The sequence below is a fragment of the Xenorhabdus budapestensis genome, from assembly GCF_002632465.1.
In the GTDB taxonomy this organism is placed as follows: domain Bacteria; phylum Pseudomonadota; class Gammaproteobacteria; order Enterobacterales; family Enterobacteriaceae; genus Xenorhabdus; species Xenorhabdus budapestensis.
On the sequence record NZ_NIBS01000004.1, the window covers coordinates 58,678 to 85,248 of the forward strand.

The window sequence follows — 26,571 nt, forward strand, 5'->3', positions numbered from 1 at the left end:
CAGTGTTTTGTAGAGAGTGATTATATTGTTGTTTAGTGAAATTGTTGTTTGTTGAAATTGTTATTCAGTGAAATTCTGGATTATAGATTAAGTCACCACAATGGGATTTCTGTTCAATGTTGCCAAGCCAGCTACTTAATCCTAATTTTACTGGCTCTGACAGATGAATACCTTTTATATCGGCTCGATTAAGTATCAGGCGGATATCCCATGCGTATTCGATCCCAAAATATTGATATACCCAATCACGTAGTTGTAGTGACTTTGGTTGGTTTGGTAAGAACGCTTCATACTCAGCTAGGGTTAACGGGCCGAGTTCAAGGCGGAATTTATATTGAACATCATATAATGCTATTCCCAAAAAGGCCGATTCGCCCAAACGAGGCATACTGCGTCCGGCTTTTAACCGCGCCTGATCCTGAGTTTCAATTTTCAGCCATTGGGGAATATTTTGTATAACTTTTAATGGAATATTGAAGTAACTAAATAATATTTTCGCCAACCCTTCCGCACCATGCCCTTGCCGGGATAAATGGCCTGATAACGAATAGCGGGCGTGTTCACTAATTGAATCTGATTGTTGTTGAGCAGGTAACCCCATACCAACCAGACAAGCAAGGTAATGACAGAAACGTTGATTATCCTGACGATCAAGCGACACTGTTGATTGGGAATTAGCCCAGGCACGATAGAACAGCAGTATTAGCCGATGGTGAAATAAATTGGCAAATGCGTTCAGTGTTGGGTCTTGATAGTTATATTGTCGCGCATAAGTATATTCGGTGATATGGAGTGGCAATGGCCCATTCGGGCCGAACAAGCCAAAACTGTAAATCAGTATGTCATACAGTTTTGAGTTTTCGCGTTTTTTGGCTTCAGCAATGGTAGATGGTGCGAATATCATTGATGCTTTTTGACCTAACCGCAGCAGGTCGTATCGCGGCAATGGGGCTGAACCCAGCATATAATACTCCCCGGACTGGGCGTCTATTCGGCGCAGGGTCTGAAATAGATCGAATTGCCACGGTGTCTGGGTTAGTTGCTGCCAAAAATTATCCGGCAGGTGACATATGCGATGTATGGAAATGGCACTTGTTTCGCTCATATTCATTTTTATCTGTAAATACTGGCTATATCAGTTTCTTTTTTCCCATCCGGGCCGGCCAAAAACCGATCCTGCCACGTTGCTGGCTATAGAGAGTCATTTCAGTAAAAGAGTTCATGGTGACCAGGCGTGAGAATAATTTTTCCAGAACACTTCCCAGTAACCAGGGGCTGTTGCCGGCAAATTCTTGCTCATCCACTTCCAGCTCAATGCTGACTCCACGGGCAAAAACGATCGGGCCGGGTTCAGGGACTCTCCGATAAATGGTTTTTAATGAACAATGGCGAATACCATTAATCTGACGGGCGATAGCTGGTTCTGAAAGATTGGCATACAGGCTGAGTAATTGCCGTAATGCCTGAGTCCCTTGCTCATCATTTTTATCCATAAAATTTAGATAGTTAAGCTGGAGGTGACTGATTAATTTCCAGGATATTGAGCCTTGTGCTAAGGCTGGGCGTGGTATGGTTGGTCTTTTAAGAAACACAATCTGGTTGATGGGGATAGAATCCAGCATAACGAAGCTATCAAGATCTTGTTGACGCAACATTGCAGATAAATCACGGTTGGTGCACATGACATCGGCAGTCAGGAACTTGAGTTCATTCGGCCAAGGAGAATGTTGTTCATCAACAATAGAAACAAAGGATTCTGTACCGATATAACTGGTTCGGGTGCCGTAATGATGGGCATGTTCAGATAAAATGCGGGGATCACGGCGCACGGAAAAATAGGCACCGTAATTGCCTTTATCATCACTGAAAGTAGACCAGAAAGGTCTGAAAATTTGTGTTTCTCTGTGTTTAATATCTGCACCATGCAAATGTTTTACGGAAAAGATTTCATAATCCAGAGGCCGGATATTATCGACAACTAAATGATACTCATTAGTACTTTCTTCTACCGTCACACGTTCAGTCAACTTAGGGAATAAATTAATTACGGGTGTACTATTGAGGGCTAAATAAGAGGCATCAACCAGATGCTCCAAATCCATGTCTATTTTGTCCAAAAGCAGGATCAGTTCAAATTCACTCTCTTTTTGCGTTTTTTCCAGCAGAGATTGCATGCCACTAATGCTGAAAAATTGAAAACGTGCCGGAAAAGCGAAATATTCCTGGATCTGACGATAGCCACTGAAAGTACGCGGATCGTTAGGTAACAATGACTGATCATCATCAAACCCTTCATGATGTGGAGAAATATCAGGTAAAACTTGATATTGGGGAGTATCACCAAGGGTCTGACATACTATGCCGACGCAATGTTCCATAAGCAATTCTAACAATCGTTGGGATTGAATATCCGGCCCTGAAAGAAAGAATACTAGTTTATTGAGATCCAATTCGTTGAGGAAAAATTTTCCTTTGCAGGAGAGATGAATGCGCAGCGCACTGATAGCACCGGATTGGTGAAGATTTAAAGTTGCCAGAGGAACGTTGGCAGGGAGTTTACCCAGTTCAACTTTCTGCAAATGTAATGGTTGCAAAATAACGTCTTGTGCTGTGCTGTACTGGAATGTGATGCCATCTTTTTTCAATGTCTGACAGTGCATGAGCGTTCCGCGTGGCACTAAAAATCCATGGCTGATATCCCCTTTACTGGTATCAGGCTGGAGTTCGACGATTGTCATTGATGGAGTAGGAGCCAGATAATTAGGGTAGAGCATCTCCAGTAATTGCTGGGAAAAATTTGGAAATTCAGCATCCATTTTCAACTGAATACGGGAAGTTAGAAAAGCAAAACCTTCCATAAGTCGTTCAACATAAGGGTCAGCAACATCAATACCATGCATACCCAGTCGATTAGCGACTTTTGGATAACGTTCGGCAAATTCTTTGCCCATCTCACGTAAATAAACTAGCTCACGATTGTAATATTCAAGAAGTTTGCTATCCATGTATCCGTATCCTCTCGTATCTGTTTTTACCCTGCTTCTTTGATAATGAAATAACCGTTTTCCAGATCAATATCACTACGGAACAGGAATTCGAGTGGCCAGGGAACACACCACAAAAAACCTTTAATCTCAATGGATAATGTATTGTATAGGTTCAGAGAATCAGTATCGGAAACACAACTCACTTCAAGCTCATCGGCAATAATGCGTGGCTCAAATACATGTATAGCCTTAATGATTTTATGTTGAATATCTTCCCACTCTATTTCAGACATGCGTTTACCCGCCAGGGGTTCCAGCCCAAAGTTATAAACAGAACGGCGTATTTCCGGATACAGGGTAAGATCTTGCTCGGATTCACAGTTGATGCTATTGAGCAACCACTGTAAATCCCGCAGAACATTTTGTCGTAATGTACTGTGTGATATCAGATAGTTGCTGATTGCCTCTTTTTTCTTATCGGGGTCGTTATCAGTGAGCCTATCCAGCAAGGAAGGCTGCATTCTGTCTCTGGCAGTGATACGCTTGGCATTACTCCGACGATGATAACCACCATGTATTAAAGTTATATTGTCATTCATGGAGTACCTATTGGTCGTAGTGATAATGGGCAATAGGGGAAAGATTGCTGAGGCAATGAACTATTTTTAATTTGCCTATTTTTTTAGTTTACTTTGAGAACTTTTATATTTATTGACCTCTTTTTCATAGGCTTGCAGGAAGTTTTCACCAAACAGAACTGAATTTTGCTCAAATTCATTGGCTGTTTTTTGATAGTATTTGGTGAGAAATTCCCACAATGATGTTTTGTAGGTTGACGACAAAGACAAACGCGGCATGCCGCCTTCATCCTGTGCTTTCTGCTCAAGATTTCCGGGATGGAAGAGTTGCAGGATATCTCTCGTAATGGCACGTACTCCTGCAATCATTCCTAATTGGTGTGCTTGTAATTCAATTAAAATATCGCGGGTTGCCTGCTCAATAGGCATAAATCCAGGCATATGATCACCAAACATCTGCACTAAAACAGATTGACCAGAAGGTAATAGCTTAAATGGATTATTGGCATCCAATAGCATTTGAGTCATATCCGCATCAGCTTCCCGTTTCAGCATCGTGCGTGAAGTATTGAGTGCGACGACCCCTTGAGATAACTGGCTGATAAACAGACCTAATTGATACATGCGGTGTTCATCAAATTGTGGTTGGTGAAGATTTTTGAGTCCCATTCCCTCTAATAGAGATGCCAGTAATTTCCCCTCCAGTTTGATCCCGTCTGTTTGATGGTTAGCGGAACTATAGCTTATTGGATCAATACCAAGCCGTTCATAAGCATGATTGTCATGAGTGATGTGAAGGGAATTATTAGCATTACTCACTTGGTGCTTAATATGAGTCTGGTGATTAGCGCTAGCCTGATAATCAGGATATTCATTTGAAGGAACAGGGGGAAAAGGAGGAAAAATATTTTCTTTTGTTTTGGCTTCTTCTATACCTGTATAATTTTTGGCTAAATCTTTACTGAGTTCCTTAGATATCTCTTCTGTTGTGAAGAGTGAAGGTAAAGAAGGTGGCTGAGCAATGGATTGTTTATCCTGAGCAGATATGGGCTGTGATACAGGAGCAAACTGAGAATCGGAAATTTTTGGGTTATCAGGTGATGTTAGTGGTACGGCATTATCTAACATCAAGTTTAGCGGGTCGTCAATTTCCTGGTCATCGTACTGGAATAATGTTGTGGGTGTATTGTTATTCAGAATATCTTCCTGTTGGAAGAGGGCATCTGAGTGGAACATAGTCACGGGATCGGTCGCCCGTAATTGAAGTGTCTCTAAATCGGTTGTGTTTTCAATTTGTGCCAATGGATCAATTGGGTTACGTTCGTCGTTTTCCTGTTGTTGGGATTTGAGTAGTGGGTTATTGTCATTCCCCTCTGATGTTGCCTGATATCTGTTAGGGGAGGACGAAGTATCGGGGGCAGTGAAAATTTGTTCCAGACCATCCCAGATCTCATTGGGAATGCCTGAGCAGTTGGTAGCCGATTGGGATTCCGTATTGATAACCCGGGTAGTTGCTTGCGGAGGCGCACTTTTATTGATATCAACTGCCTGAATCTGATAGTCGCCAATATTCAATACATCACCATCGCGGATTTCAACCTGGCGATCCGGAGCCAATGGTATTGTGTTTAGTAACAGCTCAGATGCAGAGCCACGATTGGTAATCCTACACTCACCATCAGCAGAAATAGAAACGACGGCCTGAAGCCGGGCAATAGCCTGTTCTTCATCGGGTAAAATCCAGTTATTGTCTTTGCTGCGACCGATAGTTCCCCCCGGAGGCGAAAAGTCATAACTCAATTGTATGGGTTGATTTGTACCGCTGTTTTTAACAATGGTGAATCGCATAAGCGTAGATCCCTATTTTTTGATAAGGATAGATTAGTAGAAATAACCTCCCTGTTTCAGGGAGGTTATCGGGTAGTCAATTATGTAATTAGAGTGGTTTATGAGCGAAAGAATCCCATCCATAGGTGACTTCAGCACCTTTTTTACCTGTGAAGTCCAGAGGATAGTAGCTTTCTTTATGGGTTTGGAAGGCCAACTTAACAGTAGAAATATATTGATCAAATGAAAATCCGAGCGATGTGCTTGCTACCATAACGTTTGTCATGACTATACTGTGCCAAAGTACGTTTTCACCTCCTTGTCGCATTACTTCAATTTTAACTTCTTTGATATGTTTACCTATCGTCAAATAATTAGATAAACTTATGCATGATTTATCAAAGAAGAGGCCTACAGTAATACCAGGAACGGTAACTATACCTGAACTCAATCCGCTAGACTGGGTATTTGTAGAAACTTCATTAGTCATTCCCAGTTCAAAAACATGGACGGCTGTCCATTCTTTATGGGTATCGTCACCTGATTCACCTTTAATGCCAGTAAAAGTAATAAACGCGTTGTTAGACATAATCTTTGCCTTAATAGAGTTGAATGGGATGATTGAATCCAATAGATGTATTGGAGTGCGTATATACGTCTAGAAATGCATGTGTATTGTTACTGGAAGCCCCACTGTGCGAGATAATTTTTGATTTTGCTTAGATAAAATAATTTTTTAGTATCATGCTCCTTTTAATGAGGGTAATTTTGAAACCAGACGTAAAGAAACGGTTAATCCTTCTAATTGATAATGGGGTCGCAGGAAAAATTTAGCTTGATAATATCCCGGATTGCTCTCTATTTCTTCGACCAGGACTTCTGCGGCTGCCAGTGGCTTCTTCGCCTTGGTAAGCTGTGATGAATTGACCGGGTCACCGTCAACATAATGAGTGATCCATTCATTCAACCAACGTTCCATATCACTACGCTCCTGAAAAGTCCCGATTTTGTCGCGTACAATACATTTCAGGTAATGAGCAAAACGACAGCAGGCAAATAAATAAGGCAGACGAGCGGAGAGGTTGGCATTTGCTGTAGCGTCAGGATCATAATATTCTGATGGTTTTTGCAGCGATTGGGCACCGATAAAGGCGGCCATATCGGTATTCTTACGGTGCAAAAGTGGAATAAAACCATTTTTGGCTAATTCAGCCTCACGACGATCGCTGATGGCAATTTCGGTAGGACATTTCATATCCACTCCGCCATCATCAGAGGGAAAAGTATAGCAAGGCAAATTTTCAACAATGCCACCGGATTCTACGCCGCGGATGGACGTGCACCAGCCATATAGTTTAAAGGAGCGGTTGATATTGACCGCCATGGCGTAAGCGGCATTTGCCCAGGTATAATTTTCGTGAGTGGGGCCTTCGGTATTTTCCTCAAAGTTGAAATTATCAACGGGATTAGTGAGAGCACCGTAAGGTAAACGGGACAGAAAACGTGGTAGTGCTAATCCGATGTAACGTACATCTTCTGACTCACGTAAACTACGCCAGGGGGCATATTCCGTATTCTGGAAAATCTTGGTGAGATCACGGGGGTTAGCTAGCTCCTGCCAGGATTTCATTTGCATAACACTTGGGGCTGCCCCTGAAATAAATGGACAGTGTGCAGAGGCACTAATCTGTGATATCTGACGCAAAAGTTCAACATCCGGCGCGGTGTGGTCAAAATAGTAATCGCCTACCAGACAGCCGAAAGGTTCACCACCAAACTGACCGTATTCTGCTTCATAGATCTTCTTAAAGAGTGGGCTTTGGTCCCAACTGACTCCTTTGAAACGTTTTAGCGTGTTGCTTAGTTCTTTTTTGGAAAGGCACATCACACGGATTTTCAGCATTTCATCGGTTTCTGTGTTATTAACCAGATAATGCAGCCCACGCCATGCGCCTTCCAGTGTCTGGAATTCATCATAATGCAGGATATGATTCATCTGTTGTGATATTTTGGTATCAATTTCAGCAATCAATGACTGGATAGTACGGTAAGTATCGCCAGAGATGGTGACGGTATTTTCCAGTGCCTGCTGGGCCAGGGTTTTTACCGCATTTTCAACGGCATCACGTGTCTGATCGCTTTGCGGACGGAATTCCTTACCGAGCAATACACTTAATTCATCAACTGTATATTCTTTCGGTGCCTGCTCTTGTTGAGCCAGGTTTTCTTGTTCAGTCGTACTCATCAATTACTCCTTATCTTCAGCACCTTCATCTGAAGCTGAAGTGCTATCTTCAGGTTTTGGCGCTTCCGCCAGTGATTTCAGCAGAGCAGGATTTTGCAGTATTTCAGCAATCAGTTGTTCTGCACCACTTTTACCATCCATATAAGACAGTAGGTTTGCCAGTTGGGTACGTGCTTCCAACAGTTGAGCTAAAGGTTCTACCTTTTTAGCGATAGCATCCGGTTGAAAGTCTTCCATTTTTTCAAAAACTAACTCGACATTTAGTTTGCCATCACCTGTCAGGGTGTTATCAACCTGAAAGGCTGCTCGTGGCTTTATTGACTTCATGCGTTCGTCAAAGTTATCAACGTCAATTTCCAGAAATTTTCGGTCGTTAACGTCTGGTAGGGCTTCTGTGGGTTTTCCTGCCAAATCAGCCATAACGCCCATGACAAATGGTAATTGGACAACTTTTTCTGAGCCATAAAGCTCGACATCGTATTCAATCTGGACACGAGGAGCACGATTTCGGGCTATAAACTTTTGTCCACTGGATTTCATGACAATTTCTCCATTACTGGCTAAATAGGTAAGTTAAGAGATAAACGGGCGATATACCCTTCGTCTTTCAAGTTGACTCTTTGTTGGTTGGATAAATACAAGAGACAACTAATTTGTATCAGTGTCAGAATTATCAGTATGACCAAAGATGATGGCGAGCTGATTTAATCCTTCTGGTGCAAGGTCATAGACAATGTCGATAAAATCACGATCAATCAGGCGTTGAATACGGTCAATCATCATCGGAGCAGGATGGCTTGGTTCGTGTGTAAGAAAATAGGTTTTCGCTTTTTCCAATAGCATGCGTGCTTCATCACGATTATTGACTTCTACTCCGTACCAATTAGATGAGGACAAACCAGCCGGAGCTGCTGTATCTGTTGGTGATTGATCTATAGTCGATGGGTCTATTGATGATCGCATTGTTGCCTGTTTTATCACTGATGCAGATTTAGGTTCTCCTTTATTGCCGGGAGTTACCGAAGCGGTTGTTGCGGGTCCATTTAATGCGCTAAATTCAATAACAGTATTCAGGTTTTTTAGGAATCGCGATAGTTCAGGCATATGGCCGGCAGATAAGTACTGGCGAATAATATCAAGCAGGACAGTAATATGATCGCGAATGATGACTAATGCTGATATTTCCGGAGTGTCAACTTGTTGTTTTAGCTCATCTTGCAGGCGGGTTCGCCCTCCGGTGTAACCACTAATTTCTGTTATCGAACCATCAAGCAGTGAACAAACTTCCCGGAATGACAATTCTTGTGAAATACTTTTCAGCAGAATGGAGTGTTGTACTTTTATTGAGAGAGGGGAACCATCTTCAATATCTGCCAGAGCATTGAGGCGAAATAAGGGATCGTATTCACCATCAAATTCCAGTCTTGGCCATACCTCTTCCCAATAGCGCTCCAGTGTTTGTCGGAGTAGCCCTAGACCATAGGCATAGCCACATATTCCCTGGGTTTCTACCCATGCATGTATGAGAGCGATGATAATACGCAGATCTTTGGTACGGGACAGCAGTAGCGTTGTGGCCTGTTTTTCCACTTCTAACCAATCGGGTGGTTCCGCAGGGATAACAAAATCACCAAACTGTTGCTCTGCTTTTCCGATAAGGCTTTGTTCCAATAAAAGAAATACATCATCGTATTCGAGATTTTCCCCACAGGGAGACTCTTCACTGATTGGTGCAAGTAAAGCATCAATATTCATGGTGTTTTTATACTCTTCAGGTTCGGGCAGGAGAAATCAGGCAGTTGAAACGGGCTGAAAATACTATTTGGTGTGAACTCCAGTAAAACCATATGCCCCTTGATATTAAACATTGCCTGTAAGCCAGCATCATCACTTTGAGTTGAATTTCCTGTGCTGTTTTGCCAAATACGCTTCGCTTGATCCAGTAACCGATTCAGTGCCCAGGGGCCAGAAGTCGATAAGTTTGCTGTTGTGCCATTTTCTAAATTTAATTGAATGCGGGCCAGATTGGTTCCCGCAGAGCCTGGCCAGCTAATGAGCTGCGAAAGTTGAGGGCCGTGACTATATTGCAGTTGTTGCCCATCAACATCCAGTACCATACTCAATATCTCATTATCCATACTGATTGGGCGAACCATGACATGAAATGACGGTGTGAGAACACCACTGGCAAAGAGAGTATCGCGAATAATCTGTGCCTGCTGGAAAGGTTTGAGCAACTTCTCTCCACCGGGTAAAGGTTTACCATCTACCCCCGGCATAAATCGCCATCTTGGCTGAGTTGTATCAACCTTGCCCACTAAATTTTTTTGGAAAAAACTGTCCATTAAGCCTTTTCCGGGAGCAAACATCCGTGTCATGTCATCAGGTTTGATATCCTTGCGCGCTTTAGGCATCAACGGATAACCATTGGCAATAGCCTGTTGGCAAAAACCACCTATTTCAGCACCGAGATGTTTGCCGACATTGTTCATATCACTGATTTGTGTATCACTACTGGCGCCGATTGCCAGTGCAGAAATCATATCTCTGAATGGTATTGGCAGGCGTTCAGATTCTGTTTGTAACTGGGTAATAATATTGTTGGGAGGAAAAGGCATACCTGTATTGACGGCATTTTGCACTGAAGCCAGATACTGATATAAGTCACCGATTTTTTTCAGTATATCGTCAAAAGGTATTTTTTTATTTTTTCCATCCGGGCTTTTCGCCAGAGCGGTAATTTGTGCAAAATGTTCTGCTAACACTTGTTCCGGTGACAGTTGACCATTATCCGGCAAGATTTGTTTCGGAACTAAATTTGTTAACTTACTGTTTGTGAAGTTACTACTGATCTTACCCTTAGCCTTCTTCATGAGGTTATTGAGTTGATTATTAGTTAGCGTGACATTTTTGCTGATATTGATTAGCAGGGTACGCATCGGTGAAGCTGAAGAAGAGAGTAAACGTGCTGTGCTGGCACGTTGATTTAATTCACTAATATTGTTCAAACGAATATCAGTCAGATATTTGTCCCACTGGTAAATATAGTCATTGATATAAAATTGTCGGACAGATAATTCGAGATCTTTAACTGACTGTTTTCTCGCATAGGAACCCAGTACCCAATTGTCCTGTGAATTCAGAGTGACAAGAAAAGTCATCAGATCTTTGCCGATACTTTTTTTATAGCCCGCAGGGGTGAACATTCCCGGTATGCCACTGGTTATTGGTGCTCCACTGATGCGTGAGAAAGCCAATTCAGCTTGAGGACCGGCAAGTGTGACTAAATTTACTGATGCTAAATTGGGATCAAGTAGCAAATTGTGTTTCAGGATATTGTAAGCACGCTGCGCAGGGGGAATGCTGCCAATTAATGCTTGTTTCTGTTCAACCAGATAGTCATTACGAATGTACGGCGATGTGACAACCTGATTATCCAGTAGTTGGCTGAGATGCCCGTTAAGTTGTTGCAGTTGTGCCTGGGTTGTTTCTGGATCTAAGTGTGCTTTCAGATATTGCATCACCCAATTACGTAGAAACTCACCGTTATAGTGTTTGGGCTGATATAACATCTGATATGCTTTTAACGTATTGTAGGTTTCCTCTGTATCATTGCCGTTAGCATTGTGTAGTTGGCTGGTGATTAACTTTGTTATTTGTGGCAGTAGTAGTGTTTGCAGTGCTTTCATATACAGAGTACGGCTTGCATTACTGACCTGTTCACCACTATACAATCCCATGCGGTAAGATATCGGGGGATCATCCAGCGAAAAGTTCTGGTTTTTAGCGAGGTTGGCCAGACTGTTCAAAATTGGCAATAGATTATAGGTGTTATTTATCTCATCAGTGTCGTCATGATTTTTATTTAATTCAGCTCCCTGACGCAAAATGGTCGGAATTTTAGCCTGAACTTCCATCAGATAGTTTTTATTATTGTTATAACTGGTCAGAAATGAAGTGGTTACTAAGACCAGAATTGCTATTAATGTCATGTTGCCTAGCCAATTAAGCAAGCGATTCTGGTATACCCACCAACGGTTGTAGCCGGCGAGTCCTGCTTCCTGAAAAATACTATCCAGTAAATTTTTCAGGAAATAAGTTTGGCGAGTCTGAGGTTGATATAAAATACCTTTATCATCATTATTTCCCCATGACATTGAGATACTGTTATTGTCTGTTGGTAATTGGAAATTGCGGTTAAATTTTTCCATGACACCATCAAATGGTATCCCTCCCTGTGTTCCACTGGTGAAATAAAGTCCTCGTGGGTAACTGGCGACTTCAAATCCTGATCTTGCGAATACAATTTCAAGGTATTGCGCAATACGTGGACATAAAGCAGCAAACTCTTGTGGAAACAGATAACTTTCGGCACATTGCCGCGGATCAGACTCATTTAAGAGAATATAGGGTAACTCTGCATTCAGTCGTAGTTGTAACTGGTTATATTGTTCCTCAAATATCGAATTGATATTCCAGTCAGTTTTTTTGTCTTGTGGGAATGTTAACCCCCAAATTTGTTCACGCGATGCTTTATCAAAATGGGTAAAATAGGCGTTAAATCCTTTTAGTAAATCGGTTTTAGTGATGAAAATGTAAATCGGAAATTGGATCTTAAGTTTTTCACGTAATTCAGACAGGCGTCTGCGTAACATATAGGCGTGTTGATCACGGGCTTCTGTTGATGGATTTAGTAAGTCTTCCACACTGATAGTAAGGATGACCCCATTGATTGGCTGGCGTGGACGATATTTTTTTAACAGCCTGATAAAGGTTTTCCATTCTCTGCTGTCTGCTGCGTGTGGATTGTTATCTTGAGTAGCATAGCGACCTGCGGTATCAAGCAGGACAGCTTCATTCGTAAACCACCAGTTACAACTATTCACATCTCGCATGCTGTATAGGGCAGATTTGCCGAAATAGTCTAATAGTGGGAAATTCAGCCCGGAATTTGCCAGCGCTGTTGTTTTACCTGAATGTGGGGCACCGATAACGAGATACCAGGGTAATTGGTATAAATATTGACGGCTGAACAGCCCCCTCCAGCCAGGTTTAGATTTACCATTTAACCCGGAAAAATAGCCGGAAAAATAAGCTTTTCTCAATAATTTGACAGCGTCAGAAAAGCGTTCTGATAACGTGAAATATTGTTCATCGTGTTTTTTTTCCTGTTTCTGTTCTTTTTTATCGTCTTTAATGATATTCAATTGGTTAGCTAATTTTTTGTTAAGCCATGTCCGATATAACAGTGGGATTAACTGACTTAAGAGCCAGGCTAAGAAAAGTGAAATAATGGTAAAAATTCGTATGAATTTTGACTCAAAAGGAACTGAGTTACCGACAGAAATAATGGGTCCTATGAACCAGATAATGGCAGAAATTGCCGTTACACCGAGAAAACTCCACGTTAATCTGCTGGTAAGGATAGAAAAGAGTACATTCAACATTTTAGTTTCCTCACTTTATTTGATCGGCTGGAGAAACTAACAGTGTGATTTCTACTCGTCTGTTTTTAGCCCGGTGACTGGGAGTATCATTGGGCACAAGAGGATCACTTGCGCCTCTTCCCTCGGTTTTGACTCGCTCAGGCTGATTCAGATAATGCTGAAGTTCTCTCTGGACAGATTTAGCTCTGGCCAGCGATAAAGAGTAGTTAGAGACGAAATGAGAATAGATGGGGATATTATCGGTATATCCGACAACTAAAATCTCACCTTTGTAATGGTTTATCGCTTCCGCTATACGCCTAATAACATCCAGGTAACTGTTTTTGATTTGTGTCGAAGCTGACTTGAATAAACCGTCTCCTTTCAAGGTGACTATGCTTTTATCAGCCATATCGGTTACAGTTAATAGCCCGGTTGAAATTTCATCCTGTAACCTGCCTTGTAGGTTCAGCGTCGGAGGAACAGGTGGGGATATACGATCATCGATGAGCACATTTGGCAGATTGGTCTGATAGATAGATGATAAAACCGGGGTAGATATATCACTTAATCGCCAATTCAGGCCGATATACAAGATACATCCCAGAAAACACAATAATGCTATACAAATCCACATAGGCAAAAAAGGTTTCCAGAGTTTGTTGGGGTTTGTGATGACTTGTACATTGGGAGACAGTTCAGCGGGATGATTGCCGCGGATTGAGCGAATTAACTGAAACAGGCGTTGTTTTAGCGTTTCTAACTGAGAACGTCCGTTGTCCATGATGCGGTAACGTCCTTCAAATCCAAGTTGGAGACAAAAATTAATCAGCTCCAAGAGGAATAAATTTTCTTTGGGGTTCTGTGATAATTTAGCTAACAGTTGGAAAAATTTTTCACCTCCCCAGGTTTCATTATGAAAAGTAACCAGTAATCCACTACCTGACCAAACACTGCGACTTCCCCAAGGTGTAAGTGCGGCTGCTTCGTCCAGTGCAGTACATAGACAGTAGCGTGCGCCGATAATGACTTCATAGGGTTGTTTGGCATGCTGACACGCGACTTCAAAACGTCGGATTTCATCAATCAATTTTTGACGTAAACTCGCTGGATCTGGATGAACAGTAGTATGCCGGATTTGGGGAAGAGTATTCAGCAGAGGATTTGCTGCGGCAACCAGAGGATTATCACTGGCTTTACCAGAAAACCATGTATGCTCAATCTCCTGCATTTCTTGTCTTATCATAGGCGTCATTACCTCTATTTAGGCTGATTACGGACAGCCCAAAACTCCATATTTAAACCGGGGAACTCGCCAGCCAAATGCAATGCAAAACCACCTGACTTATCCATTTGTTTCCATAAATCCCCGTCTTTTTCCAGTTCAAAATAGATATATCCTGAGTGCCAGGGGATCTGTCTTGGCACGGATGGCAAAGCTCGTATTGAAATACCGGGTAATTGCAACTGAACCAGTTCGCGTATACGACCGACAGGGGCAATTTTCATTTGGGCTGGGAAATGACTCATCAGTGTGTCATTGGCGATATCAGCGTAGACAGCCAGAATAAAGCTGAATGTATTGACCATACTGGCGTTGGGTAATGTGGCGATGTTCAAACCATGAGAATATTCTGTCAATGGTAGCTGGATGGCATGCTCTTCCAGAATGATTGACAGCCCTTGACGCAACTGGAACATGAGTTGATTGAAACATAGCGTCAAATTATCGTGATCATAGAGTGGGAAGATTTCATCCGGTACACGGTTTTGGGAGAACGTTGCTAATTCAGTGGCAAATTGCAGCCACTCACTAAATAACCTCTCCGGATGCAGTAACGATATATTCCGTATGTGGTTTACCTGACCACTATAGCGATTAACCAGGGACAGCAACAGGAAGTCCATGATTTCGGAATCATTGTGCCGTCCCAATTGTAATAAACGTTGGCTTATCTGCTGGCGGCGTTGCTCTAATAACCCCTGGATATCGGTGATAAATCCCGCCACTTGTGGGCTGGCGTAACAATTAAGCAGGGGAGGAATGAATTGTTGATCAAGATAGATTTTATTATCACTGGTTCCATTTACGACATGCACAATACTCAATGCAGTCCATTCTGGTGTCAAATCAGACTCCAGCATCAGGCGCAAGCGCATTTTGCCGAATTGTACAGCGGCACTGCCGACTGACATGGCATTAAAATCATTCACTTCGGCTTCAAAGCTGATAAAACGTGCCAAAGAGTCTTTTTTTTCACTGAAAATGACTTCTTCTCTGCCCTGCCGAAAAAGAGGAAGGGCAAGTACTACATTAATATCTGTCTGATTTTCAGCGAGTTGTAAAGGAGCAGGGGTATTTGCGCCGTCAAAACTGAATGGGGTTCCATCTGGAAAAATACCACTCGCTGAGGAAAGCATGACTTTACCCTGATTGAGTAGTTCTTGATCCAGTTCGAGTGTCAGAAAACCCCAGTAATAGGACATTTGGGATTTTCCCCAGTCGCGGACATAAGCTTCCAGATAGTTTTCAGTCTGTTGGAAATGATGAGGGCGCAGAAACATGCCTTCGGTCCAAATGACTTTTTCTGATCTATTCATGATTTTTTCAGTTTCCTGCGGCACAATTTAAGGTGGGACTTAAGCCTTTGCCAGTAACCTTAACGCACACTTGTAGTTCATCGGGGGCAAAACGCCAGAATTCGTAAAAAGGGGGTTTTTCTGGTACGGGGACTGGAAACGAAGTACGCCATTTCTTGCCATCTAGTTGTTTATACTCGGCAATAATTCCGATATAGCTAATTTCTGGTTGATTTTTTTCCAACAAATAATGTGCACGTTCGAAAGGAAGTATAAAAAATCGATCTTCATTGACCAATTTATCACCTAGTGTGTCTTTTACTTTGTCTTGTAATGAAAAAAAGTCTGTCGACATAAATTCTTCATTCGATTTCAATAAAAAAACATGTACTTTCAGTGGCGCTGAATCATTTACATTAGATGCGATATTGAAAATTAATTTATAAGGGGGCAACTTTTCCGGTTGCGATGAACAGCCTGTCATTATTAAGAGAAGCGATATTAATAAAAACGACGATAAAAACGCCCCTTTAATCCAATAAATAATTGAATATAACGTTTTGATTAAGATTGTTTTTCTGAGTGAAAAATGCAATATCATAAAGTTCATTAATTATTCAGGCATAGCCAGCATTGAATAAAATAAAAAGTCGAGTGTATCAGGCCGCTGAAATAAGCACTTTTGTCTGGCTGGGAGTAATGCGGGCACCTACAGCGTTCGTTGAATTCTGCATAGTGAGACTTGTCAGCCGTGTTACTGGCGAGCCTTTAATTAAGACGGAGTTAGCCCCTAATGTATGCCGGGCTGGTCCCATTACTGTTCCGGAAGCCACTCCCATATTAACACCAGCGTTATCACCTGTTGTCATGGGAAAGTTTGTCGCTATGTTATGTACAGGCGAACCAGCAAATAAGATGTTCATGGCATTAGTGATGCCGGTAGGCCCTTGTGCCATATTGGGATAAGGCACAGGTACAGGAAAGGGGCATGGGGTCAGGCAAGTATCAGGTGCCGCTAAATCCATTCCACCAGCTTGAGTATTGGCAAACATGATATCTCCTTAACCAATATGAATTTGTTCAGCATCTATCTTGGTGACAGCTTTTGCAGATACCATAGTATTTTGGGCATGTAATCGGATATAGCTTTCAGCCTGCATATCTAACTGGCCTGCCTGAACTTGTTCTGTCTGTGTTGTATGACGAAATAGTCGGTTGCTAAGCTGTGTTACTGTCTGCCAGACAGACTCAAATTTATTGCCAACCAGTTGGGTGATTGATACCCATGCAGACAGTGATTCACCACTGTATTGCATTTTGCTGATATGGCAGTTTCCAATGCTGGCAGCAATATTCAGTCCGTTGCTGTTTAAACTTAAATCTCCCTGAGAAGAGATAGCCAGATCACCGGGCACGCTGATTTCTGCCAGATATTGTTGTTCAGATCGCTCTAATACGGCCAAAACCCACAGTTGATCATCAACTGTCGTCACTAAAACGGTATCTCCCAGTTCAGGAGTCAACAGGCAACTGGCAGCTCGTCGGCAGTGCCATCCCCGGTTGTTATTTTCCACCATTAAACTACCGTCTTGAAGGCGATTAACAACCTGACCTGCAACTTGTTGTAAGGGTTCGGTAGTAAGAGGGTGTGAAGAAAGCGCATAAGAAGGTTTTGACATTTTGATTCTCCCGGTTAAATCTTACGTTGCATACTCCACTCTTCGGCTGCAAACAGTTCAGGATCATTTTCCAGGATGCCACGACGGTCAGAAAACAGTGCTTCAGTTTGTTGGGCACGATGAAAAAGTGTTCTCATAAAGTGTGCTGTACGAAAGTCACTATTGTTGACATTAGCATAGGAAAGATCGGCATAAGACATATCACAGCCGGTAAATTGTGCATTCACTGCATGTACTTTGTGCATAATGGCCTGAATTAATTTGCTTTGCCTGAAATCAGCAGATTCAAGACAGGCACCGACGAAAATCGCCTGTTCAAACAGGCTATTGCTGCAACATGCCTGAGTTAAATCTGCTTCAATGAATAAAGCTTGGGTTGCATTGACATTCGATAACATTGCACCTTGTAAAGTGGCACCCTTGAAATTGCAGTTAGTCAACCTTGCATGATTGAAGTTTGCTGCTTCAAGTTGACAGTCTGTGAACAGGCACTCTTTAAGTTGTTGTGTCTGATAGTTCTGACCACGGAGATCACATTCAAAAAAAACAGCTTTAGTGTATTCATTGGCAGAAAAGCCTGTTTCCCGTAAATCCAGCCGAAAAAAAGTGACCAGAAACAGATGGTTATTCGTTAATTTTGCTTGTTTAAGTGTTGAATCAGTAAATGTTACCCGCTCAAGATCACTATTGCTAAATTCCACACATTGCAGTGAACTGGATATAAACTGAGTTTCGTTTTGCTGAGTTTCTGTAAAACGTGCTTTCTGCAAAATACATTGATTAAATACGCTGTTTGTTATTTCACTTTTGTCGAATACAGTGCGGATCATATTGCATTGTTCAAAAACACTCTGTTCGAGCAGGGCTGAATCAAAAACGGCTTCTTCGAGTTGGCATTCAGTAAAAACGGTTTCTTTCAGTTGAGCGTGAGAAAAATCCGTACCAGAAAAATCAACTTCTCTGAAAATCCCACCAGATAAATCCTGCCGGGTGAGCGACATATTCTGCAAGCTGACTTTCTCAATTATCTCCCCTTGTTTGATTTTTGTTATCAGATCACCTGTTGACAGCGAATTCATATCACTTCCTTATCTCGTTTAGGTAAGGTTTTAGTTTGCTGTGTGTAGACACCTTCAAACAAGGTTGAGTCATCAACGATGGATTGGGACATATCGGCGCGGAATAGATTGGTTTCCCGTAAGTCCGTACCATTAAAGCTGCATTTTTGCATCAGAGCATTCATCAGATTGGCATTGTTCAACAAAGCCCCCCGAAAATCTGTTCTGATAAATATGCTTTTTATCGTATTTAAATACTGCATATCGGCTGACTGGCAGTTGGCTTCACTCAGATCACAGTTGTTTAAAGTCGTAGAGTGAAATACTGACTGAACCAAAGGCATTTTGCGCAGATTGCACTCTGTTAAAGTAGCCTGACTGAAATCAGCCTGGTTAAGTTCGCTGTTCATCGCAAAAGCACAAGTTAACAGATTAGCGGAGCGATATCGGATCTTGTTTGCTTCAGTTTCTACCCAGGCACAGCTTTCGAGGAGTGCATGGTCAAAAATAGTTTGTTCCAGTTTGCACTTGAGAAAAGATACCTTATTCAGGTTTGCATGATTGAATTTGAGTGCAGGTAATTGGAGTTCTGCAAAGGTACAATCTTTCCACTGGGAATGCTGAAAATCACAATGAGTAATAAAAACTTGTTGCAGGAACAGATCTGTGAATGTTGCGCGGTTGAACTGGCAATGATCAAACAGTGCTTCCTGTAACTGTGTTTCTTTGAAGCTGGTGGCAGAAAAATCGCTCTGTTCACATTTAGCCAGTATTAAGTTGGCATTATCCAGTTTAACTCCAGACAGGGAAGCGTTGCAGATCTCTGTTCTGGCCAGCATAGCTTCACTGAAATTGGCTTCATCCAGTTGGCTGTTATTGAAACAGGCGCTTTCCAATAATGCCCGGGAAAAATTGGCTCCGCGCAGATCCATGTTTGACAAGTCTGCTCCGGTAAAATCCATACCACTGAAATTACCGTCTTGCTCCATGATCTTTTGCACCCGTTTACGGATGATTTGCGACAAACTACCGGTCAGGCGTAAGGCGGGGTTTTGTGATTGCACTGAAAAAAAATAGGTATCACGTAGTGATTGTTCAATTTGTGCTAATTTTTGGTCATCAAACGCTATTTGCTGTTGTTGCTTCTGCAATATATCCCGCATCTTATAGAGATTTTCCGGCCCTCTGGCTTGGTTTTCTGTCACAGATTGATCAATATCAATACCCAGTTGTTTCGCTTTGTCAGCCATTTCCACTCGCTTTAGCTCTGCTTCGGCACGCTTTTGGGTAGCATCCTGCTCTATTTTCTCCACAAATTCTGGCAGTTCATCCAATCTGGGGGTAGCAGGAGGTGCAGATGTTGTGGGGGAAGCAGGAATGATAGTATCGATATCGTAACCATATTCAGCTAAACGTTCTTTCTGTTGTTCACGGAGACGTTTTTCACGATTAAGCACGGTTTCTTGGATTGGATTGTTTTCAGGTTGTTCCGTATCTATCCACGGGCCAATAATTTCTTCAGGGATGAGATCTTTTTCCCGGAAGCTATACAAAACGCCTTTTTCTTTATCCATACGTTGGTTGAGTACTTGCAAATAATGATTTTCCGCAAGGGGATTATCATTTAATTCCAGAGCCGATACCATTTGTAATACATCCGCTGCATCATCTTCATTAATCCGGGAACATCCATGCCATATCAGGATCATTTGTTCCAGATGAGGGAAGAACCATACTGTCGTCTGGCGCATGCCTATTTCTTCAAAAATCTCCTCATCAAGGCGTAATCGCTTGATAAAGCAACGCGCCCTCCACGCAGGCAAAACGCCTTCTTGTACTGGTTTTTCAGGATGCATATTCTCAATACGCCATGCAGCCTGAACCGGCAGGGAAGTTATCTGATCCAGCCATTGATCCCTTGGGGCTGCATTAAATAGTCGCCAGTCAATATCATGGGCAAACCCCGGAAATTCATTTTCCAGCCACTTTTTGTCATACTTTTTACCAATACGGGTAAAACGACGCGGCCATGTAAAATCCAGTGGACAAAAACTGGCAGGAGTAGGGATCACCTCTGGTGATAACAACTGTTTGTGCAATGTTTCGATATTGGGCAGATGATGGATTTTTACGCCATTTTCCATCAATTCCGGGTTGAAACCGATACCGTGTGGGTTCTCTTCATAGCCTTCACCACCAAAAGCCCGGCTCCAGTCCAATCGCATTTGTTCAAATGCCTCAGATTTTGAGGGAGTATCACCCATCCAATAACGATCACCGAAAGCAACCAATGTTTTTTCCAATTGATCCACTTGAATACGTACTGTACAGGCTGTTTTATCGGCTTGGTGATGCGTATAGGCATAGCCTGTGGCCAGAAATTCAGCACAGGATTTAGGCATCGCGAGATCAACAATACCGTTGCAGGTTTTCAGTTCTTTTTCTGCAAGTTGCCAAAGCTCTGGTTCTGGGCGTAAGCGTGGAGTAGAACTCATATCAGCTAGCGCCATGATAGAAATCCCGAGATGGTTTTTTTGCATCCAGCGATAAGGCCGATAAAGCACACTTAAACGCAGAGGTTTGACGATTTTCATTAAAATTTGCCAGATATATTGGTCAACTGATGATATGTAAACTGCTGTTTAAAATATTAGCGCTTGTCTGTACGATCGAAGTAATTGATTTAGCCAACTTCGTATTAGCTTGCGAAAGTTCTGTTCCCGTTTTACTTAAGGATGTCCCAGTTGAGCTGATAGAAAGCGTCGTGGATGAGAGGCTTGTATTGGTTGAACTTATACTAAGTTTTGTGTGGGATAATGATATTGAAACCGAATTTATGCCCACTTTTACCGAAGAAACACTAAATATCTCGGAAGTGTAAAAAGATTGTGGACAATCTATTGCGACATGAGTATCACTCTTTATCGTAATGAGATTAGGACTGGAGATTAGCGTCGTTCCGGTAATATTCTGTGTCCAGTTTCCGTCAATTTTGGCACTTAAATCCCCTTTAAGTTTATAAGTATCCCCATCACTAATCTCTGTTTTTCTTCCTTTCTTAATAGTTCTTTGCTGGCTGTTTTCAACAGATAATGTGTCTTTACCTTTAACCGTCGTGTCACGAGCATCTTCGTAAGTGAAACTTGCTTTACCTGTTACTGTATCTGTTTGCTGTTTTTTTATTTCAGTCGTACGGTTCCCATCAATAGTGACTTTCTTATCTTTTTCCACGGAGATATTCATGTCACGTTCTGCATGCAGATCAAATAACTCTTTATCCGGAGCATCATCCATAAAGAGGTAATTTGCTTGTTCATGCTTACCTTCCTTTGTATTCGACATCACACCACTCCGGGTTTCATATTTGGGAAGCTCCCAAGGGGGCATATTTTCATTGTTATAGGCGCTGCCAATAACAAAAGGCTTATCCGGATCACCATTGACAAAACTAATAACAACTTCTTCACCCACACGGGGTACATACATACTGCCGTACCGCCAGCCAGCCCAACGGGTTGCTACGCGTATCCAGCAAGAACTGGTATCATCTTTTTTATCGCTCTTATCCCAACGGAATTTTACTTTTATCCGACCATACTTATCAGTCCATATGGGCTTATCTTTAGGACCCGTTACAACAGCGGTTTCAAGACCTGTTGCTTTTGGCCAGGGGGTTACTGCTGGTGGTTTCCAATGGACATTGGCAGGGATAGCATCAAATTGGACAACATTTTTATCTTTATTGGGTTTATCGTTTTCACAATCATCGTCGTCGTCATATTCGCAATTAAGAGCGAAGCCATAGCATGATTCATAAAAAGTATATTGAGCACTGGTAATTAAGTAGTCATTGTAGTCATCACCTTTAATATCATTAGGTAGTGATAGGGTGAAAGTATGTCCTGGAGCCATGCCCAACACATTACCTTTACCATTAATCAGTTCACTTTGTGCTTCTGCGGCTTGTTGAAGCACTCGAGCATAAAATTGCCCCTGTCCACTTTTTACATAGCGTCCGGGCCACATGAATATTTCTGTGTTATTAATCGAACTGAGCGATGTCTGAATGGCCGCCTGTAACTTAGCTCGTGGTTTGCGGAAATCGTAGTCATCAAGACTAAAATTGTTTGGTATCGTGGTACTGCGAATATTCCAATTATAAATATATTCTTTACCCGGTTTTTTGGATGATTTGCCGACATTGAAGTAATTGATCGTATCATATCCAGACATGGGACCAAGCATCTGTGGCATATCTACCAAAACCATAGTGTGACTTCCCATGTCATGTTTGAAATAGTAATAAATCCCTTCGTGCGCCATTAGCCGATGGATGAAATCAAAATCAGTTTCATTATATTTAACGCAATATTCCCATGTGCGATATTTTTCAAGGAGCCGATCCTCAAAAAAGATACCAGCATCCACCAATACAGTCGCAATAATCTCAGGTACTGTCTTTTCTTGCCAAATACTGTATCCAAGTTTTTTTTTCAATTCCCATAGTTTAGGTCTGACTGTAGCCGTGTACAAGTAAAGCCTGTCATCATATTTATAAAAGGGATCATAAGATATTTGCTCTATATAACCACTTAAATATCTTGTTTGTTTTGACCGGGTTTTTATTTCTACAGTCAGGACGGTATTATGCAGAGATATTGGATCGGATAATCTCTTTTCACTCAGTAATTCAACCTCAAACTTATAAGCTTCCGATAATCTTTCTATTCCATTCAGTGACTTAAAATATAAAGTTTCATCGGATGAGGAGTGTGCGATAAACATTCTCTCCATAAGATTTGCTCGCTTTTGTTTAAAGCTACCGCATACTCCAGGTAGGTTCAGGAATATAGGGTAGTTAGAGGAATATATAGTGTTGGTTTTCTAATTACTGAGTTAAGCATAATGGTTACCATTTGTAATCAGTGAATGTCATTTTGTTGATGTAATATGTAATTAATTTTTATGTTTTTGGTTTTTATTTATTCCATCTCCTTTGTATGTATTTATTTTTTATATATAAAGTATTTTTGGATTATAAAATTCATTTTTTATGAGAAAAGGTGTTAATTTAACGAATTGTATTTTGATAAATATTTATTAATATCGTTTGTTGGGTAATAGTAAATGGAAAATCAACCAATCTTGATTAATGCACCAGAGAGAGTAATGCATGTAGTGCCCTTAATTTCAGTACTTACTGTTGCACTTAAAGTGAGAGTCGAAATAGCTTTCACCTCGGCTGAGCCAGTGACAGATTTTTTCCAATTCCCTGTAATACTGCCTTCTTCGTTTCCGGTGATTGATTCTTTTTTATTGCCACTGATATCTGCTTGATAATCACCAGTTATATTATATTTAATGCCACCACTAGTGACTTCAACTTCTTTACCATTAGTCACCGTTGTTTTCTGTTTATTCTTGAAAACTGCTGTTTCTTCTTGTTCAACGGTCGTGTCACGTTTTGCCTTATAGGTAAAACTTGCATCTTCTTCTACAATATCAGTTTGTTTTTTCTTTATTTCTGTTGTGCGGGAGCCATCAATAGCTATCTTTTGATCATTTTCCACAGAAATATTCATATCTTTTTCTGCGTGTATATCAAAAGATTCTTTATCCTGGGCATCATCAATGAATAAATAACTGGCGTTATTATTTCCACCTTGTATGCTCCGTGACATAAAGCCTATCTTTGTAGCTTCTTTTGGCAATTCCCACGGTGGCATATTCTCTTTATTAAAGGTACTGCCTATTATTAGTGGCCGATCAGGGTTGCCGTTGATAAAGCTGACAAAAACTTCATCTCCAACCCTGGGGATTTGGACTGCACCGAATTTGGTACTGGCCCAGGTACTAGACCAACGTATCCAACAAGAACTTGTATCATCTTTGGCGCCTTCTTGATCCCAATGAAATTGCACTTTGACCTGAGCATATTCATTTGTCCAGATGTCTTTGCCATTCGAACCCACGACTTCTGCTGTTTCTATGCTAGCGATCGGCCATGGTGTTAAACGGGGAGCTCGCCAGTTTACTTTGGCCGGGATCGCGGTGAAACTGGTTTCAATTTTGACTGTGCTATTATCATTGGTATCAATATCACCGGAATAATAACTAGATTCAGAAAATTCATATGTGGCACTGACAATCAGATATTCACCATTATCCCCGTCTCTAAATGCTTTAGACAGCGTAAAGATATGTCCCGGAGCTATACCAATTTCAAGACTCTTGGCTTTAATATAATGACAATGAGCGGTATAGGATTGCTGTAAAACCAGAACATAAGATTTTCCTTGTGAAGTTTCAGTATAATTTCCCGGCCATTCATATATTTTTGTGTCGGGAACCGAAGAATCCGGGTTTTGTTGTGTTTCCAGTAACTGAGCCCGTGGTTTGAGGAAATTGTAATCATTCATTGCATAGATCTTTGGTGCAATTGAATAACTGACATTCCAATCATATAAATAGAGTTTCTCTTTATTTCTTGGGGGCGAATGATTTGGATAATATTCTATAGATGAATATCCCGATAAGGCAGAATGGGATTGGGGGGAATCAGCTAATATCAGCGTGTGATCACTGACAATGTGTTGAAAATAATAATAAATTCCCTCATGTTCCATTAATCGACTGATAAAATTGAAGTCAGTCTCGCGATATTGTGTACAATATTCAAGTTGTTGATATTTACCATTTAATTTACTTTCAAACTTGATGCTGTGTTTATTCAGTATATCTTTGATAATTTCAGGGGCAGTTTTCTTTTGCCATATTTGACAACCCTTGCTTTTCTGTAGAATTGATAACTTTGGTTGAAGAGTGAATTTATATTTATAGAAATAAGAGTCATAAAAATCACATACTATACCATCATGAACTATGCCATTCAGATAACGTGCGTTTGCTGACGGGTTAGCAGGGTTATTTATTTCAATAGTAATTGATTTTCCTCGTAGTGATTTGATATCAATATCTTTTTTTTTACTTATTAATTCAATATCAAAGCTATAAATAGTTGATAGTTTTTCTTCACCTTTTAATGAACTAAAAAGTAAAGTATCTTCACCCAGTGGGGTATGCGCAATAATATTTCTTTTCATTGAGAGTACCTTTTTAAATTAAAAGCTACCGCATGAACCTATCAATAAAGGACCAGATAAGAAATTAAACTCTATTGTTATTACTGATCGTTCATTGCTATTAATTTCAATTATCATACAATATTTCACAAAAGAAACTGTATCTCAATGTTATTATCACTATGTTTCTATTTTTTACAAAAAAAAATTTAAAATTACAAATATGTATCTTTCTAATAAATGAAAATATAAATCATTTTGATTTAGATGAAAAAACTATCTTTACATAAGAGGTGGTTAGGAAAAGTGAGGAAAGGGAGAAGGAGGATAAAAAAGTTGGCAGCAATTATGCAGCCAACAATTACCGCCAGAGGTTGGCTTTATTTATAAAACAATGCATTAACGATGCCTGGAAGCAAGAAAATACATTGTTTCCAATAATGAATTTATTTTAGTACTGTTTATTTCAGCACTGATAATGCGTTGTCATAGTCAGGCTCGTTGGTAATTTCATCCACGAGTTGGCTATAAATGACTTGATTATTTTCATCCAGAACAATAACAGCTCGTGCAGTCAATCCGCTTAATGGGCCTTCGCTTATTGCGACACCGTAATTTTCCTGAAACTCGCCGCTACGCAGTGTTGATAGAGTGACGACATTTGAAAGGCCTTCAGAGCCACAGAAACGAGATTGTGCGAATGGCAAGTCTGCTGAAATGCAGAGTACGACGGTATTGTTCAGTTCACTGGCATGTTGATTGAATTTACGAACAGAAGTTGCACAAACGCCGGTATCAACACTTGGAAATATATTGAGTACTTTACGTTTCCCTGCGTATTGGCTCAGTGCCACATCAGTGAGATCTTTGGCTACCAGCGTAAATTCTTTTACTGTTTCACCTGCTTGTGGAAAACTTCCGCTCACGGTGATATCGCTACCTTGGAATTTGACGGTTTGTGTCATAATTTTATCCCTCTATATAAGTAAACTTCGGTGCCAGTGTAAAGGAATAGTGCGATCTTGCCCACAAAAATAGATGTAATATTTAGAAATACTCACCTATTGTTTAATTAACAGTGTCTTATAATTTATTTTAGGATGATTTTC

At 41.1% G+C, this 26,571-nt stretch carries 19 protein-coding genes; all 19 read right to left on the reverse strand.

The features are described 5' to 3' along the window. Nucleotides 1–64 precede the first annotated feature (64 nt). The 19 genes from tssG to tpx all read right to left on the reverse strand — a co-directional run bounded on the left by tssG (nucleotide 65) and on the right by tpx (nucleotide 26,427). A complete protein-coding gene (tssG, locus tag Xbud_RS05845; RefSeq protein ID WP_099135324.1) occupies nucleotides 65–1,105 on the reverse strand; it encodes a type VI secretion system baseplate subunit TssG in 1,041 nt (346 codons plus the stop codon). Nucleotides 1,106–1,130: 25 nt separating this feature from the next. Next, complete coding sequence (gene tssF / locus Xbud_RS05850; protein ID WP_099135184.1) at nucleotides 1,131–3,005, reverse strand: type VI secretion system baseplate subunit TssF; 1,875 nt, start codon at nucleotides 3,003–3,005, stop codon at nucleotides 1,131–1,133. Between the two features lie 26 nt (nucleotides 3,006–3,031). Further along, nucleotides 3,032–3,586, reverse strand: a complete 555-nt coding sequence (gene tssE / locus Xbud_RS05855; RefSeq protein WP_099135185.1) for a type VI secretion system baseplate subunit TssE — start codon at nucleotides 3,584–3,586, stop codon at nucleotides 3,032–3,034. A 75-nt stretch (nucleotides 3,587–3,661) separates the two neighbouring features. Beyond that, nucleotides 3,662–5,413, reverse strand: coding sequence for a type VI secretion system-associated FHA domain protein (locus Xbud_RS05860; RefSeq protein WP_099135186.1), 1,752 nt, complete (start codon nucleotides 5,411–5,413; stop codon nucleotides 3,662–3,664). Nucleotides 5,414–5,501: 88 nt separating this feature from the next. Continuing rightward, a complete protein-coding gene (locus Xbud_RS05865; RefSeq protein WP_099135187.1) occupies nucleotides 5,502–5,981 on the reverse strand; it encodes an Hcp family type VI secretion system effector in 480 nt (159 codons plus the stop codon). A gap of 153 nt (nucleotides 5,982–6,134) precedes the next feature. Next, nucleotides 6,135–7,637 carry a type VI secretion system contractile sheath large subunit gene (tssC, locus tag Xbud_RS05870; protein ID WP_099135188.1) on the reverse strand — a complete coding sequence of 501 codons (1,503 nt, stop codon included), beginning with the start codon at nucleotides 7,635–7,637 and terminating at the stop codon, nucleotides 6,135–6,137. 3 nt (nucleotides 7,638–7,640) lie between these two features. Continuing rightward, the gene (gene tssB, locus Xbud_RS05875; protein WP_099135189.1) at nucleotides 7,641–8,177 is read right to left on the reverse strand and encodes a type VI secretion system contractile sheath small subunit; all 537 of its coding nucleotides are present in this window, start codon (nucleotides 8,175–8,177) and stop codon (nucleotides 7,641–7,643) included. Nucleotides 8,178–8,285: 108 nt separating this feature from the next. Then, nucleotides 8,286–9,392 (reverse strand): type VI secretion system protein TssA, encoded by a 1,107-nt coding sequence (tssA, locus tag Xbud_RS05880; RefSeq protein WP_099135190.1) that lies wholly within the window; start codon nucleotides 9,390–9,392, stop codon nucleotides 8,286–8,288. Then, the gene (gene tssM, locus Xbud_RS05885; RefSeq protein WP_099135191.1) at nucleotides 9,389–13,084 is read right to left on the reverse strand and encodes a type VI secretion system membrane subunit TssM; all 3,696 of its coding nucleotides are present in this window, start codon (nucleotides 13,082–13,084) and stop codon (nucleotides 9,389–9,391) included. Before tssM ends, tssA begins: the two co-directional genes overlap by 4 nt. Before the next feature lie 10 nt (nucleotides 13,085–13,094). After that, on the reverse strand, nucleotides 13,095–14,309 hold the full coding sequence (locus tag Xbud_RS05890; RefSeq protein WP_416778488.1) for a DotU family type VI secretion system protein: 1,215 nt from the start codon (nucleotides 14,307–14,309) through the stop codon (nucleotides 13,095–13,097). A gap of 14 nt (nucleotides 14,310–14,323) precedes the next feature. Next, nucleotides 14,324–15,664, reverse strand: coding sequence for a type VI secretion system baseplate subunit TssK (gene tssK / locus Xbud_RS05895; protein WP_099135192.1), 1,341 nt, complete (start codon nucleotides 15,662–15,664; stop codon nucleotides 14,324–14,326). Between the two features lie 7 nt (nucleotides 15,665–15,671). Beyond that, nucleotides 15,672–16,253 (reverse strand): type VI secretion system lipoprotein TssJ, encoded by a 582-nt coding sequence (gene tssJ, locus Xbud_RS05900; protein WP_244589862.1) that lies wholly within the window; start codon nucleotides 16,251–16,253, stop codon nucleotides 15,672–15,674. Nucleotides 16,254–16,302: 49 nt separating this feature from the next. Next, entirely contained in the window at nucleotides 16,303–16,695 is a 393-nt protein-coding gene (locus Xbud_RS05905) for a DUF4150 domain-containing protein (protein WP_099135193.1), read from the reverse strand. A 9-nt stretch (nucleotides 16,696–16,704) separates the two neighbouring features. Next, nucleotides 16,705–17,322 carry a DUF3540 domain-containing protein gene (locus Xbud_RS05910; RefSeq protein ID WP_099135194.1) on the reverse strand — a complete coding sequence of 206 codons (618 nt, stop codon included), beginning with the start codon at nucleotides 17,320–17,322 and terminating at the stop codon, nucleotides 16,705–16,707. 14 nt (nucleotides 17,323–17,336) lie between these two features. After that, a complete protein-coding gene (locus Xbud_RS05915; protein ID WP_099135195.1) occupies nucleotides 17,337–18,401 on the reverse strand; it encodes a pentapeptide repeat-containing protein in 1,065 nt (354 codons plus the stop codon). Then, on the reverse strand, nucleotides 18,398–20,974 hold the full coding sequence (locus tag Xbud_RS05920) for a DUF2169 family type VI secretion system accessory protein (protein WP_099135196.1): 2,577 nt from the start codon (nucleotides 20,972–20,974) through the stop codon (nucleotides 18,398–18,400). Before Xbud_RS05920 ends, Xbud_RS05915 begins: the two co-directional genes overlap by 4 nt. 22 nt (nucleotides 20,975–20,996) lie before the next feature. Beyond that, on the reverse strand, nucleotides 20,997–23,165 hold the full coding sequence (locus Xbud_RS05925; RefSeq protein WP_244589863.1) for a type VI secretion system Vgr family protein: 2,169 nt from the start codon (nucleotides 23,163–23,165) through the stop codon (nucleotides 20,997–20,999). 350 nt (nucleotides 23,166–23,515) lie between these two features. Next, nucleotides 23,516–25,483 (reverse strand): type VI secretion system Vgr family protein, encoded by a 1,968-nt coding sequence (locus Xbud_RS05930; RefSeq protein WP_099135198.1) that lies wholly within the window; start codon nucleotides 25,481–25,483, stop codon nucleotides 23,516–23,518. Nucleotides 25,484–25,923: 440 nt separating this feature from the next. Next, entirely contained in the window at nucleotides 25,924–26,427 is a 504-nt protein-coding gene (tpx, locus tag Xbud_RS05935; RefSeq protein ID WP_099135199.1) for a thiol peroxidase, read from the reverse strand. Between the last annotated feature and the right edge of the window lie 144 nt (nucleotides 26,428–26,571).